Source organism: Streptomyces sp. BRA346, assembly GCF_052851135.1.
On sequence record NZ_JAIWIH010000027.1, the window covers coordinates 75,671 to 91,451 of the forward strand.

General features: G+C 68.6%; 7 protein-coding genes. 3 read left to right on the forward strand and 4 right to left on the reverse strand.

All coding sequences use genetic code 11. From position 1 onward, the window contains the following. Positions 1-111: 111 nt before the first annotated feature. Entirely contained in the window at positions 112-1,143 is a 1,032-nt protein-coding gene (locus LCH29_RS29275) for an ankyrin repeat domain-containing protein (RefSeq protein ID WP_446464701.1), read from the forward strand. After that, a complete protein-coding gene (locus tag LCH29_RS29280) occupies positions 1,080-2,786 on the forward strand; it encodes an IPT/TIG domain-containing protein (RefSeq protein WP_446464702.1) in 1,707 nt (568 codons plus the stop codon). Before LCH29_RS29275 ends, LCH29_RS29280 begins: the two co-directional genes overlap by 64 nt. A gap of 650 nt (positions 2,787-3,436) precedes the next feature. On the opposite strand, the gene LCH29_RS29285 is transcribed toward LCH29_RS29280, so the two are convergent. The 4 genes from LCH29_RS29285 to LCH29_RS29300 form a co-directional block, all read right to left on the reverse strand. Beyond that, positions 3,437-4,231: a hypothetical protein gene (locus LCH29_RS29285; protein WP_446464703.1), complete on the reverse strand. Its 795-nt coding sequence runs from the start codon at positions 4,229-4,231 to the stop codon at positions 3,437-3,439. A 250-nt stretch (positions 4,232-4,481) separates the two neighbouring features. After that, on the reverse strand, positions 4,482-8,819 hold the full coding sequence (locus tag LCH29_RS29290) for an nSTAND1 domain-containing NTPase (protein ID WP_446464704.1): 4,338 nt from the start codon (positions 8,817-8,819) through the stop codon (positions 4,482-4,484). Between the two features lie 109 nt (positions 8,820-8,928). Then, positions 8,929-11,100: a hypothetical protein gene (locus LCH29_RS29295; RefSeq protein ID WP_446464705.1), complete on the reverse strand. Its 2,172-nt coding sequence runs from the start codon at positions 11,098-11,100 to the stop codon at positions 8,929-8,931. A 250-nt stretch (positions 11,101-11,350) separates the two neighbouring features. Next, on the reverse strand, positions 11,351-11,680 hold the full coding sequence (locus tag LCH29_RS29300; protein WP_446464706.1) for a hypothetical protein: 330 nt from the start codon (positions 11,678-11,680) through the stop codon (positions 11,351-11,353). A 445-nt stretch (positions 11,681-12,125) separates the two neighbouring features. On the opposite strand from LCH29_RS29300, the gene LCH29_RS29305 reads away from it, so the two are divergent. After that, a complete protein-coding gene (locus LCH29_RS29305; RefSeq protein ID WP_446464707.1) occupies positions 12,126-15,740 on the forward strand; it encodes an nSTAND1 domain-containing NTPase in 3,615 nt (1,204 codons plus the stop codon). The last annotated feature ends 41 nt before the right edge of the window (positions 15,741-15,781 follow it).

A 15,781-nucleotide genomic window follows, 5' to 3' on the forward strand; every position in this document is an offset into this window, starting at 1 on the left:
CAAGACGGTTAACGGATTGGTTAATCGATATACCGAGAAGGGTGGGAGGACAGTAAGGCCCGGTTCGGCACCGGTCAACCCTTCGTGCGCTGCTCCGGCGGACGGTTCGCGATGCTGGCCAGCGCCGCCCCGCCGCACCAGGAGGAGGCGTACGCGATCCTCGAACTCCCGCCTCTCGGCACGTCGGCCCCGGCCGCCCGCGCCCTGCTGCGGGCCGCCGCCTCCGGCGATCCGGCCGCGCTGCGTACCGCGATCGGCGAGGGCGCCGACGCCGACACCCTCGACGAGTACGGCGCGGCACCGCTGCACCATGCCGTGGCGTCGCGTACGCCCGCGGCCGTCGACGCACTGCTGGCGGCGGGCGCCGATCCGCGCGCCCAGTCGTCCTTCGGCAACGCACCCCAGTTCGCCACGGCCGCCCGCCGGGTCGACGGTGACGAGCACTGGAGCATCCTGTGGTCCCTGCTCGACGCGGGCGCCGACATCAACGCCGCCAACACCGCCGGTCAGACCCTCCTCGACCTGGCCATCCGGTCGGATCCGTACCCGGAGCGGCAGATACACCTGCTGCTGGACCGGGGAGCGGCCGGCCGCGTCGCCACCGTCGGCTACTACGAGCACGAACTCTCCGGTGACTACCTCGTCGGCCTGGTCGACCTCATGCTGAGCCACGGCGTACGCGACCGCCCCGGCACCGACGGCAGAACGGCCCGCGAAAGCGCCCTGCACCATGTCGCCCACGGCCTGACCCACCTACCAGGCGGTGGCGGACCGGCTGGCCGACTGAAGCCGCGGTGGCGCGGCGGCGTGGAGGTACCGACGGGCGCATGGTGTATGACCGGCGCACGCAATCCGCCCCGGCGCGACGGCGCCCGACGACGGTCCACGAGGACGGTACCGGGGGAAAGTCCCGCGCTCGGCTGTCCGGTTGATGTCGCCCGGTCGGTGATTGTCCCCCGTCCGACGCCGTGCATCACTGTGAGCAGGAGAAGCGGCGGGGTTCCCTGGGTTTGTGTTCTTCACCCGGGGCCGGACTTCTCGGCAGACCTGCCCTCGGAGAGGACCCCATCATGTTGCTCTTGGCCGATCCCCAGACCCTGTCGGCAACCGACACCGTCTCACGGCGAAGCACCCTGCTGCTGACGCCTTCCGTTGCCACCATCCCGGTCGGCGGCTCGCCGTTGGGAGTGACGCTGACCCCGGACGGGGGACGGGCGTACGTCGCGAACCAGTCCTCGGACGACATCAGCGTCATCGACACCGCCACCAACACCGTCACGGTGACCATCGCCGCACCGGGTGGACCTCGTCTGCTGTCCTTCTCGCCGGACGGCACCCGCGGGTATGTGACCCTGTTCGACACCGGCAGCGTCGGTGTGATCGACACCGCCACCGACATCCTCACGACAACCATCCCGGTCGGTGCCGGAGCCGTCCAGTGCGCCCTCACACCGGACGGCACCCGCGCCTACGTCACGTGCCAGACTGCCGGTGTCGTCAGCGTCATCGACACCGCCACGAACTCGGTCACCACCCCCATCACCGGTCTCAGCCTTCCGACCGGGGCAGCGGTCTCCCCGGACGGCACCCGGGTCTACGTGCCCAACGCCGGCGACGGCACCGTGGCCGTGATCGACACCGCCACCAACACCGTCAGCGCGAGCATCCTCACCGGTGACGTGCCCATCCTCGTCGCCCTCACACCGGACGGCACCCGCGCCTACGTCAGCGTCGCCGGGGAGAACGCCGTCAAGGTGATCGACACCGCCACCAACACGGTGACCGCCGCCATCCCCGTGGGCAACGGCCCTCGTATGGTGGCCATGAGCCCGGACGGGACCGCCGTCTACGTGGCCGATCTCAGCGCCAACACCGTCACGGTGATCGACACCGCCACCAACACCGCCGTCGACAGCATCCCGGTGGGCAACAGCCCGATCGGCGTCGCGGTCTCCCCGGATGCGTCCCGCCTGTACGTCACCAACAGCGCCGACAACACCGTCAGCGTGATCGCACTGACCCTGATGCCCGGTCAGGGCTCCACCGCGGGCGGGACCATCGTGACCATCCGCGGCCACAACCTGGCAGCGGCCACCGCGGTGCACTTCGGCGGCGCCGCGGCCACGATCCTCTCCAACACCGCGACCTCGGTCACCGTCAGAACCCCGCCCGGATCGGGCGCGGTCCCGGTGACGGTCACCACCCCCGGTGGCACCGGCGGATTCGGCACCTTCGTCTACCGCCCCGCCCCGCTGCTGTCCGGCATCAGCACCACCAGCAACCCCTATGGAGGGGCAGGACCCGCGATGGGTCCGGTCAACGGCGGAGGCACCGCGGTCATCACCGGAGTCAACATCTCGGGCGCCACGGCCGTGCGCTTCGGCTCCCGTCAGGCCGTCATCCAGTCCGTCACCGACACTGCGATCACCGTCACGGTCCCCAGCGCCTCCGCCCCCGGCCCCGTACCGGTCACCGTCGTCACTCCCGGCGGAACCGCGGGCGGTCTCACCTTCACCTACGTCGGCGGACCCACCGTGTCCAGCGCGGTCCCCACCACCGGACGCACCGCCGGGGGCACCGACGTCACCCTCACGGGCACCGGCCTGGCCACCACGCACCAGGTCACCTTCGACGGCGTTTCCGCTCCCTTCACCGTCGTCTCCGACACCACGGTCACCGCCATCGCCCCGCCCCACACTTCCGCCGACAACATCACCATCACGGTCGCCACCCTCGGCGGCACCACCTCCTGGAGCGGCTTCAGTTATCAGGACCCCACCATCTGACGTGTCCGAAGGCCGCTCTCCACGGCCGATCCCGTCCGCGCCGGCCCCGAACCGGCTCCATGCCGTCGGCTCGGGCGGGCCGTCATCGCTGCGCCCTTACGGGGACGTCGCGGGCCAGGGAGGTCTGCTCGAACGGGTCGCGCTGCTTCGGGAAGCTCGCGGCGCATTCGCCCGGGCAGGCGTACGCAGACCCGCTGCCTTCGCTGGGCGGGTGTCGTTGGCGGGGGCCACAGCGCGGATCATGCGGGCAGCCTAGGACAAGACCGAGCACGACCGTGATCTTCAGAGCGCTCTCTGCCCGGTGTGACCAGGCAGGGAGCGTGGGCGGCGGACGAGTCGGCCTGTACGCCGGGTTCTGTCCCGCTCCAGGGTCGATCAAGCTCTGACCTGCTAGTTTGCTCGCCCCTCGCCGCCGAATACGCCACCTGGGACTCCTCAGGGACTTTCCGCTGGGTCCGGGACCAAGACTCGATGACGGCGAGGCCGGTGCACTGCCCGGTGGCGCTCACGCGGCCCCGTTCCGAGGTCGGCAGGCGTACCGAGTCAGGAGCGGAGGCGGAAGGGCCAGCCGCTGGCCTTCCGCGCGGCTTCCGCTCCTGGCACATGCTCGGCCTGCGCTCGGCCTCGATGGCCCGGTACTCGCAAGTCTTCTAGGCCACGGTGAGGATGCGATGCTGGCCGTGGGCGCTCAAGGGGCGGGCGTCGTGGATGCTGGTGACCCAGGTGACAGCGGCGTACCGGCCAAGGGAAAGAGGAGGAGTCAGGGTTGCTGTCCGCCCCGGGGAGAGCGGCGGGCTGCCCAGCCATCGGCTGACGTCGAAGGGCGGGGGCGAGGGGGTGGTGTCGTCGAAGAACGCTTGGATATCGGCTTCGGTGACCGCGTCGTCGGCGATGGGGTAGAGAACCAGTTCGTCGACTTGACCTCGCATGTGATTGACGTAGCGGAGCGGGCGATTGGGATTGGGATTGCCGCACAAGTCGAACCGGGGCCCCAGGCCAGGTACTTTTCTTGCCGTGACGATGGCGGCGGGTGGGGTCTGGGCTTGGTTGCGGGGTCGATGGACGGTGAGGGTGCGTATGTACTCCTGCCCCGGCACAGGGTTGCGGCCGCGATCATCCTCGAAGTCAAGGAACTCCAAAACCAGGTAGCGGCCAGCTTCCAGGTCCAGGGTGAAGACGGTGTCGGTACCCACGTGGGTGAAGCCGCCGCCGTACAGTTCGGCGGAGGCCATCAGGGCCTTGGTCGCCTCGATGTTCTCCCTCCCTTCGGTGGCGAAGATCCGCCGAAGCCGGGTGCGGAATTCCGCCACGGACACGCCGCGCCGCAACCGGACGAGACCAACAGCGCCCGTCAGGTGGCTCGTGGTCCGTAACCGGAAGGAAACGGCTCCCGCGCCGGCTGCCTGGGGAGCAGAGAAGCCGTCCTCTCCCGTGACGATGTCCAACGGCGGGACGTGTGGGCCGCGGGAGGCACCTGCTTGCGCCGTGCCGCCCATTGCCGCCGTAGCCCCCAGCGCTGGCAGGCCCACCAGTGCGTTGCGTCTGCTCAACCAGGCCATGAAATCGCCCTCTCTCCGCGCGTTGACCGGTAGATACCTCAGCAGAATGCCGGGGCTGACGCTGTAAAGTCGTTAGCGGGGAGTGCACGACGCGCGCGTGGCCTTTGCCTCGTCCGACAGCTGGCACCTGACGGGCTCAGTCGGGGCAGACGCGATCCGGCAGCTCGGCGGGGACGGCGCTCCGCTCCGGAGCCGTGAACCTCTGCTGGCCGACAACCCGGCAGAGCTTGTCACGCCACAGGGCGGGGTCGAGCCGGACGACATCGAAACCCCCGCTGGGAACGATGTCGAAGTCGTCCGGTGTCTTGCTCAGCAAGACCTTCCCGTCCTGCGATGCGTTCAAAAAGGTCTGCGGCTCACCGAAGTCGTATGAGATGTCGTAGGAACGGCCGCCTGCCTTGTAGATGCGAGCGGAGTCGCCTTCGGCAAGGAGGAATCGCTGTCCGGAAAGGAAGCTCGCCACGAATCCACGGCCTTCGCCGGATTGTGTGACGGGCCCGATCGGGCCCAGGGACCGTCTCGCCTCCCCGTCGGCCCGCATGGACCACAGTTCGACCATCGCCCCTCGGGCGTACACAGCTGCATACTTGCCGCTTCGGTCCATATGGACGGTCACGGAATCCGCTCCCACCCGGAACCCGAGTTCCTTCGCCTCCCGCTGCTCGCGCAGGTCCACCACATGCACCTTGGCGTCGCCTTCGACCTTGACCAGTACGTGGTCCTTCTTGGGGTACGAACCCACCCAGAAGCCGGAGACAGGTGGGTCTTCCTGCGGGTCGAACGGCTTGGGGCCGCGCTTGGACAGCTTCAGGTCACGTAGATCGACCGTCGACAGCCGCCGGCCCGTCTCGGGGTCCCAGCGATCCAGTCGGCCCGCCACCTGGGTCAGGAGCTCACCGTTGCTGAGGAAGTGGGAGGACGGTGCCTCCCGGTCGCCGAAGTGGTTCGCCGTACCCAGGGGAAGGGTGATCCGTGACACCTCGCGCAGCGACGGCAAGGACCGGACGACGACCTTGTTGTACGCCACCATGTCGGCCATCAGCTTCTCGTTCCGGCCAACTACCAGCGGTAGATCCTCCGGTTCCTCCGCCCACACCGGATGCCCGCCGAGATCATTCTTCGACACCGGCCTGCTCGCGGCAAGGGACCTCATCTCCCGCAACGGGTCGACCAGCCTGACCCGTTGGTGTTCCTTCGTTCCCTCTCGTCCGATCAGCCGTCGGCCGTGGTCGAGCAGCGTGGGCAATGCGAGTTCGGGCTGCGGCCGGGTGGCCAGGGGCCGCGCGGTGACCTGAGTGCCCCGCGCGGTGACCAGGACGGGTGTTTCCGGTCCTCCGAGCAGCTGCGGGTTGGTCAGCTCGCCGTCGCCGGACTCGGCAAATCCGTCGGTCGTGGCCAGCTGCTTCCCGCTCGGTACGTCGACCAGAACGCGTCGGCTTTCGTCCTCCAGAGCCATCCGGTGCCCCGCGCTGTCGACGGCCGTGTCGTTGCAGCCGATCAGTTTCTCGTCGGAGTAACGGCTGATCTCCCGGCCGTCCTTGACTCGCACCGCGCGGTAGACCACTTGCCCGTCGGAGTCGTCCCCGCCTTCCTTGCACATCACGGCCGTCGAGCCGTCACCCGATACCGCGGTCGAGCTGATCGTTGCTCCCAGCTTCCTGGTCTTCCCCGTGCGGGCGTCCACGGCCACTACGGGGCCCATCTGGGCCAGGTTGGGGGTCGTGGCCTCCTCGTCCACCACGAGCGTGTCGTTGTCGGGACCGAACGACACGGACAGGGCAGCCGGCGCCGAGAGCGGCAACGTCCGGTGCTTGCCGGCCTCCAGATCCCACAGGTCGATCTGTCTGCCGGAGATCGTCGCGGCGCGTGTGCCGTCCTGGGAGAGGACAGCAACGCGGCGTTGGGTGAAATTGATCCTCTTGTTGTCGTCGTGTGCGGTGTCACCGCCCTGGAGAGTGCGGCCAGGCCCCAGCAGCGCCTTGGAGCCGGGCCGCACCTCGTGCCAGACCAGCGAGCCCTCCTCCGTCGTGTAAGCGATTCGTCTGCCGTCCGCACTGACCATCGGATAGCCCAGGTACCGCTCGACGGGAAATTGGACCCTGCGGACATTCCCGTCCGCGCCCCGTACGAAGAGGGTCCCCCGGCCCAGCTCGGTGGTGATCAGAGTGACCGCGCCATCAGCACTGGTCGCCATCGCGTCGAGGGCGCCCTGCGTACCGGAAACGGCCCACTGCGTATCGCGGTAACCCATGTAACGCCGGAGCAGCTCATTGCTGGCCTCCCTCGTCGGCGCGGCCTTGTATGCCGCCATCGCCACTCGGGCCGCCAGCGCCGGATCCCGCTCCGCCAGATCCGCCGAGATGTCGGCCAGCTCCCGCGAGTGTGCCTCGGCCTCCCGCTGTTCCTTGGCTCCCGAGGTGACGACCAGGCTGGTGCTGAGCGTGACGAGCAGGACCATCACCAGGGCTCCGGCCGCCCACGCGGCACGCTTGGCTCTCGTCACCTTCTGGCGGTGCTGCTGGCCCCTCTGCAGGAAATCCCGCTCCCCTGCGGTGAGCTCCGCGCTCCGGCTGTCCAGCCACGGCCGTGCGGCCCGCAGCTCGTCCACGCCGGGTAACCGTTCGGTCCGCCGTTCCGAGGCTTCCCAGCGTTCCATGTCCCGGCGCAGGCCCGCCCGCCAGGTCAGAAACGCCCGATCGTCCTCCACTCGCTGAGCGAGGCGGGGCCAGGCCCGGATCAGCGCTTCGTGCGCGAGTTCGACGGTCTCGCCTGCCTCCGGGCTGCTCCCCAGGACCAGCAGCCGCTGCCGGGCGAGCGCCTGGGCGATCCGCCACCGCTGCGGGCCCGCCTCCTCGCGGGTGAGAACGTTGCGCAGGGTGCCCTCGCCGCCCGGGAGCACCCGCACCAGCCCGGTCAGCAGCCGCAGCGCCGTATCCGTGTCCTGGTCCGCCACGCACGCGTGCCAGATGGTCTCGGCCTGCCGGCCCAGGGCGCCCTGCACGCCGCCCAGTTCCTGGTAGGTGTCGAAGCGCAGGACTCCGTGCCGCTGTCCGCGCCACAAGCGCTCCAGGACGAAGCCCAGCAGCGGCAGCGCGCCCGGCTCGGCGCCCGCGTCATCCAGCATGGCCGTGACGAGTCCCGGGTCGTACTCCACGCCCGCGATGGCCTCCACCGGCCGTGTGATCACCGCACGCAGTTGCTCGCGGACCATCGGCGCGAGGGCGCGGACCGTACGGCTGAGCGCCGGGCCAGTTGCCGGATGGGACAGTGCGGTCTCCAGGAAGTCCGCGCGCAAGGTGACCAGGACACGCAGCTCCTCTGGCGGGTCGGCGGGAAACAGCACAGCGGCCGCAGCCTGGGCCGCCTCCCCGCCGCCCGCGAACAGCTCCTCACCCTGATCCAGGACGACCAGCAGACGCTGCGCCCCCGACTCCTCCAGCGCCAGCCTGATTGTTTCCGCCAGCCTGCCGGACTCACTCAGCAGCGGCTCCAGCTCGCGTGTCCTGAGCAGCTTTTCAGTGCCGCGCAGTTCCGGATGCAGCAGCGCCACCAGCTCGGAGGCGAGTACGGTCAGCAGCGACCGCCCGGCGGCCGGCCGCACGACGACGGCTTTGAAACCCTCGGTGCGCAACCGCGGTACGACGCCGGCCAACGCCAGGGAGGATTTCCCACTGCCCGACGGCCCCACCATCGTCACGTACGGATGCGCCCGTACGAGCCGGGCGATGTCCTCGGCCTCCGCCTCCCGCCCGAAGAAGACCGCCGCGTCTTCCTCCCGGAATGCGGCCAGCCCACGGAACGGCGTCGCCGGGCGCAGCACCTCGGCCAGCTCAGGCACCGCCTGTGCGATCGTGCGCGTCGCTATCAGAAAGCTCTGCCGCCGCTCCCCGGTGACCTGGGCCCGGGTCACCATTCCTACAACGCAACCCAGTTGCTCGTCCCACACCGGGCTTCCGCTGAAACCGCCCTGTACGGGGGCGGCCTCGCCGTCGGCCGCCGAGAACTGCACCCATCCCTCGGCGGTCCCGCCCAGCAGTCTCCCCCGGTGCCAGACTCCTCCCGGCGAGGTCGCCGGGAACCCGGCCACGCGTGCCGCGTGCTCCCAGACGGTGTCCGCCTCCGCCATGCGCGCCGGCCGCGCCCCCGGGATCGGAGCCGTCAGCCGTAGTACGGCGATGTCGCCCCTGCCGTCTGGCCCGGTGGGCACCCAATGCTCGACCTCGGCGCTTGCGCGTCCTCGCCCACCGCCGTCCAGCGGCAGGTCCACGGTGAGGCACACCCCGTCGGGCCGGGGCGCGTCCCGCGGCAGCGACAACGCGTCACACACGACGTGCGCACAGGTCAGCGCGAGCTCGCTGGTGATCAGAAATCCCGCCCCGCCGATGTCGCCGGCAGCTCCGTCGGTGCTGTCCGGTGCGCGCACGCGCAGGATCGCCGCCCCCAGCACCGCCTCGGGGCTCCGCGAATCCGGCACGATGATTCCCCCTCTTGCTCCCCCGTCCCGACCAACTCCACAGCGGAGTATGGCAACTCCTGAGCTTCGTATCACCTGGTGAGCCGTTGCGCATACGGTGGCGTACGGGTCAGGTGCTGGCCCCATCCCAGCCCGGTGAAGTGCGATCTCCATGTCGTGCAGACTGCCTGCGGGTGTTGTCCAGCCGAGTTCCGGCGATACAGACTGGCACTTCTCGAGAGGGTATTGATGCAGGCGCCGTGGATTGGGCGAACTTGCCGCGGAGCGCCCCTACCGTAATCAACCCGGCGCCTGCTGCCACCGCGTAGGTGAGTGGTGCTAAGGCATTGATCGTCACAGTGGGCCATGCCCGGGAGTCCATCGGCGAAGCTAGCCAGGACGCAACAGCTTCGCCGATACCCGCGGCGGTCAGAAGAAGGATGAAGAGGGCAAGACACAGCGTAAGGGGAACCGCCTTGCGTCCCGCGGCGACTGGCGCGGCGACGGCCGCCATACAGAAGACCATGACAAAGGACAGGAGGAGCGCCCACTGTGACGCTTCCAGGGACATGCCCGCGCCCACGATCCATGTGCCGCCTGGCGTGTCGACGCTGTTTGAGGCGGACAGATGACGGTAGGCCAGCCTCTTCATATCCGGCACGGATAGGGAAGCCCCATCGGAGCCCAAAACGATCAGGGATACGGGTCCCGCTATTCCGGTCGCCTCCCGGGCCAGAGACCCGTGTGAGGCGGTGAGGGTTCCTCCGGTCGGTCCTATGCTATTCCAGCGCATGAATTCCTCAAGCCGGGCATCTCCCCTGTGACCCCCGTCGTCGGTGACCTCCTTCGGCTTGGTCGAGCAGGGGGCTGCAAGCTCGCGCAACGCTTCGCAGGAACCCACGAGTTCCACCCGCAAGTTCCCTCGCCCATCGTCCCCTCTGTCGTGCACGGCGAGCAGCATGGCCTTGTCGGGCAGAGCGCGCTCGAATGACCTCAGCCCATCGGCCGACGCATGGCCACTAACCTCTACGATGCTGGTTCCGACGCGTTCGCGAGTGCTTTGTGCCTGGCTTGCCAGGTCGCCAGGCACGCCGTTCCACAGCAGGACCTGGCCCGCCAGCATGATGGAGACCACAACGGCGGAAACCAGTGCGGTCAACGGCAGCGGAGGCCGTTTCAAGAGCACGCCCATGGCCCGCGCTGTTTTCGCCCCCCTTCTTCGACCTGCCCTGACTAGCAGGTCGCCGCAGGACTTCAATGTCGTCGCAAGGGCTGCCGGTGCACAGACCATAGTGATGGCCAGACTCGTCAGATAAACCGTGAGGCGCGTGCTCTCGGGAGCTAACTCGGTGCCGCGGACCGTCACCAGCAGCGCGAGGAAGAAGAGGCGGCAGCATCCGCTCCTGATGCGGTCCAAATGAGGTGCGATCCGGCGGCGGCTAGGCTTCGGAGTGATCCGTAGGCGCCGCCGAGGTACGACAAGGAGTCCCAGTACCGTCAGTAGCGTGAGGAGATGAGCAGCACCCACCAAGGGCATGACGGAACGCACGTCGTCACGGTCCAGAACGAAGTCGACGGCGGGAACGTGAAGGTCGGTGAACAGAGCGCAGAGATTCACGGCACAACTCGCCGCCGTTCCCAAGGCCACAGTGCGCCATACATGTGCTATGAAACGCGACCTCCGCCCACCACGCGCGACACGCGCAGCGCCCCCCTCGCGTTCCTGAAAGGCATTCACGCCGCGGGCGGCGACGGCCGCGAGCAGCAAGGAGGGCACCACTGCCAGACCGAACAGCCCCCAATAGAGACGGTCCACACCGAAAACGTACGCGTGTCGGCCCAGCGGGAAGCCTGTTCCCTGCTGCCCGAACCCGGTGACTTCCCACATATCCTCCCTGTCGGCCAACCCGGCCGCGGGATGAACATAGGCAAGGCGCTCGCCAGGGGATTCAAGCCCCTCCTTCGAGATGACCCCGGCGAACCTGCCGTATCGCGAGGTCACTCCTTCTCCCCTCCCGGCTTCTACCAGCCCCGGGGAGAGGAACGCCTCGCCCGACTCGGGCCAGCGACTGAGACCCGGCGGAGGTGCCGCGTTCTTCGCCAGAGGAATCACAACGACCACGTCATGGGTGCGGTCCCCCACCGTGTCGACGACCTGCTGCCACAGAGCCACCGGCTTCTTGCCGTCTCCTGGCGTCTCCTGCTGCGGCACCCGGCCCGCGCTGCGCCTCTCCTGCCCCTGATGAGCTGCATATACCACCGCTATCGCGGACAGGCTCATCGCCAGCAGGCAGGTGGCCACCGCCAGGACCCATCGATGGATCCGCCAAGCCGCACGGCATCTGCCGCGACCGGCTGCCGGGGGCGTGGCCTGCCCGGTTCCTGCCGTCGATCCGTGTGGGGCAACCGGCAAGGGTGTAGAGCTCATGTACTTACTCCGAGTGTGTCGGAACATGGGTGACGTCAGCTCTCGGGGGTTTCGCCAGCAGGGCCCCACGAGAACCTCTCGCGGGGCCCCGGCATGTCACGGCGCAGTCCGGGGCTCTACCCGGTCACCTGTGCTGCCAGCCACTGCACTTGTCCGGTCCGTTGTTGATCTCCTTGCATGCCTGGATCTTGAAAATGGTCGAGCCGGAACCGCTCTTCGCCCACTTGCCTGCGCCCTTCTTGTTCCACAGCACACGCTTGGTGGTCGACGAGTTGGCGCGGTAGTAGTGCGCCTTGACCTTGTGTCCGTCGCTCTTGGTGTCCTTGACCTTGATCTTCTTGCCGTGGGAGTAGGTCTTGGCCTTCGCGCCGTCGGTGGCTGCCGTGACGGCGAAGGCGGGCGACGCGCCGGCAATTGCGGCTACCGCTACAAGCGCGGCCGCGGCCTGCTTCATACCTGAACTCTTCACTTTGAAAGGTCCTTTCCTGAGGGCAGCGTCGAAGACCGCTGCATGAGGGAGGGGAAGAGGCGGCGCCCAGCGGGTAGATCCCACAAGCGGGCCTTGTCCACCAGCCTCTTCCCCTGTGACGTGGTAAGTGCCTATTCATCCCTCGGTTGCCGACGTAGTTGCCGGGCCGCCGCTCATCGGGAGCAGCGATTCCTTGAGACGAGGCTGGATGCCCGGGCTGCGGTGCGTCACGTCCCCCCGTCGTGCCACTTCCGCAAGCCCGGACAACACCGAGTTCACCGGCCCCCGGAGTTGTTTGGCAGCCCGTCTGAGCTGCTCTGATCAATTCAGCCGCGATCGTCGGCTCGTGATCGGCGTCATTGCCGTGGCCGTGAGTCGATCTTTAGGCTGGTCGAAGGGGCAGGCGAATTGCCGGGGAGGGGAAGGACCAGTGGGGCGTCCGGAGAAGCCAATCGATCCGCAGGACGGACCCGTCGCGCGATTCGCCTACGAGTTGCGCAAGCTCCGCGACGAGGCAGGGGCTCCGGGCTATCGGAGCATGGCTCGCCGTGCGGGGTATTCGGCAGCGACCTTGTCGCAGGCCGCGGGTGGTGAGCGGCTGCCAACGCTTCCGGTCGCTCTGGCCTATGTGCGGGCCTGCCGAGGTGACGTGGAGGAGTGGCGGCACCGATGGGAACAGGCGGATGCGGAGATCACGGCGGTACCGCGACCGCCCGAGGAGGACGGTGAGCCGCCGTACCGGGGGCTGGAGCGCTTCGAACCGGGCGATGCGGAGCTGTTCTTCGGCCGCGAGGAAACGACGGCGCGGCTGGAGGCGATGGCCCGCCGACATCGGCTGGGCGCCGTGGTGGGAGCTTCGGGCAGCGGCAAATCCTCCCTCCTGCGCGCCGGCCTCATCCCACGGCTGCGCCGTTGCGGTCAGGATGCGGACGACAGGCCAGCCGCAGTGCGGGTGCTCACCCCCGGCGCCCGACCGATGGACCGTGCCGATCTGCTGGCACCGGCCGAGGGCGCGGGGGATACCTGGGTGCTGGTGGACCAGTTCGAAGAGCTGTTCACCCTCTGCGCCTCTCCCGAGGACCGGGCGGACTTCCTGGAGCGCTTACTGGCTGCCCAAGAGCCCGGAAACCGGTTACGGGTAGTCCTCGCCCTACGAGCCGACTTCTTCGGCCGGTGCACCGAAAACCACGCCCTGGCCGCAGCCCTCAACGACGCCACCCTGCTGCTCGGCCCGATGAACACCGAGCAACTGCGCGCGGCCATCGTGCGCCCGGCACAGGCGCGCGGGCTGAACGTGGAACGCGACCTGACCGCCCACATCCTCGACGAGGTCACCGACGAGCCCGGCGCGCTGCCCCTGATGTCCCACGCCCTACTGGAGACCTGGCGCCGCCGACGCGGACACATCCTCACCCACGACGCATACGACGCAGCCGGCGGCCTACACGGCGCCATCGCCCGCACCGCCGAGGACGCCTACCACCAGCTCACCCCCACCCAGGCCACCCTCGCCCGACGCATCCTGTTACGCCTGATCGCCCCCGGTGACGGGACCGAGGACACCCACCGCCCCACCCCCCGCACCGAATTCACGGTCCTCGATCTCAACACCAGGGCCGACACCCAGGCCGTCCTCGACCGGCTGGCACGCGCCCGCCTGCTCACCCTTGACGACGGAACGGTATCCCTCGCCCACGAAAAGCTGATCACCGCATGGCCCCGTCTGCAGGGCTGGATCAACGAAGAACGCGACCGCATCCGCCTGCACCGCCAGCTCACCCACGACGCCCTCGCCTGGCACAAACTCGACCGCGACGCAGGAGTTCTCTACCGCGGCACGCGCCTGGCCCAAGCCGAGGAAGCCTTCACCGGCACCAGCCAGGAGGCCCTAAACCCCCTGGAATTCGCTTTTCTCGATGCTTCGGTCGTCGCTGGTCGCCGTCACGAACGTCGTACCCGCCGCACCGTGATCACTCTCGCCACTCTCCTGTGCCTTGCCCTCATCGCCACATTGATGGCTTATCATCAGCGCAACGATGCTGAGCACCAGCGGCGTTTGGCCGTGTCCCGGGAAACTGCGGCCCGCGCTGCCCAATTGAGCAATGATCACCCTGAGGCGGCCATGATTCTTGCCCTGAGGGGATATCGGCAGGCCGTTACCACGGAATCGCGTGGCAGCTTACTGAGCGCCTATTCCCGCTTTTACGCCAACCAGCTCACTGGGCACACCAGCGCGGTGCAGAGCACGGCCTTCAGTTCTGACGGCCGTACCCTCGCCAGTGCGAGTTTCGACCACAGCGTCAAGCTGTGGGATGTTCGCTCCCACCGTCTGCTTGCCACCCTGCTCGGCCACACCGACGTCGTGAACACCGTCGCGTTCTCTCCCGACGGCCGCACTCTCGCCACCGCCGGCAACGACAGCGTCAAACTGTGGGACGTCCGCTCCCACCGCCTCCTTGCGACCCTCACCGGCCACACCAACATGGTCGAAGGCGTCGCATTCTCCCCTGACGGTCATACCCTCGCCACCGCCAGTGCCGACCGCACGGTGCGTCTGTGGTCGGTGCGCGACCACCGGGCCCTCGCCGTCCTGACCGGGCATTCCGATGCGGTACTGCGCCTGGCGTTCTCGCCGGACGGCCGTACGCTGGCCAGCGCTGACAGCGGGCCCACGACCCGCCTGTGGGATGTCTCCTCCCACAAAAACCTCGCGGTCCTGGCCGACCGCACCGGTGCCGGGCGTACCGTCGCGTTCTCCCCTGACAGCCGTACCCTCGCCACGGCTGGCAACGACGGCAGCGTCAAGCTGTGGGACGCCCGCACCCACGTTCGCCTCGCGACCCTGACCGGCCACTCCCGCACGGTGCAGCAGGTGGCGTTCTCGCCCGATGGCCGGACCTTGGCCAGCGCGAGCACGGACCGCACCGTCCGGCTGTGGCACCCCCGCACGCACAAGGCTTTGACCACCCTGCACGTAGACGAGTTCGCCTATGCAGCGGCGTTCTCGCCCGACAGCCGTATTCTGGCCACGACGGGAAAAGACTCGACCATCCGCCTGTGGAACGTGACCTCGCATCGTCCCCTCGCCACCTTGGCCGGCCGTTCCGGCACCACCACTGCACGCGTGCCCTTCGCTGACCGCGACGCCTCCGTCACGGTCGACCACGGCAACATGCTGGGCTGGTCCACGCCGCCCGGGCGCACCCGCCCGGCACCCATCCGCACCAATCGGTCCTTCACCGCAGTCACGAACACCCGCGACGGCCGTGTCCTGGCCATGGGCAGTCGGGACGGTACCGTCCGAGTGTGGAACCTGAACACCGGCAGGCGAACCACCGCCCTCCAAAAGGGCACCGGCGCCGTGACTCAGGTGGCTCTCACCCCTGATGGCAACACCCTGGCCGTCAGTACCGCCGACGGCGCCATTCGTGTGTGGAATGTCGCCAGCCAACGCACCACCGCTGTCCTCCATGGAGCCCGGAGCCTGGCCGCTCTGCAACTCCGCCCCGATGGCCGCGCTCTGGCCTTCGTGAACAGCGGTGGCACCACACGCCTGTGGCATCTCCGCTCCGGACACCGCGCCACGCGTCTACCTGGCCCCAGGGACGCCAACATGGCCCTGGCTTTCAGCCCCGACGGGAGCACCTTAGCCGTCGGCACCAACAACGGTCTGCGCCTGTTGGACGTCGCCGCCCGCCGCATCAAGGCCATCCTGACGGCCCGTCAGGTCGGCCAAGTCATCGGAGCGTCCTTCAGCCCCGATGGCTCTACCCTCGCCACCACCAGCAACGAAGACATCGTACGGCTGTGGAACACCCGCACCGCGCGCCTGCACGCCGCTCTCAGCGGCCCCACAGACGCCGAGTCCCCGGCGTATTTCTCTCCCGGCGGCCACGCCCTGGCAACCTTCGGACCGCCCAGCGCCGCCCGCGTCTGGAGCACCGACGCCGAGTACGTCGCCACACGCGTCTGTCGTCTCAGCACCGAGCATCGGTGGGCACAGCTCCTCCCGGACCCGACGGTAGAGGACCTGTGCCCGGCATGATCAGCCACGGTTCCCGTGGTGGCTGCCGTGAGGTCCAACAC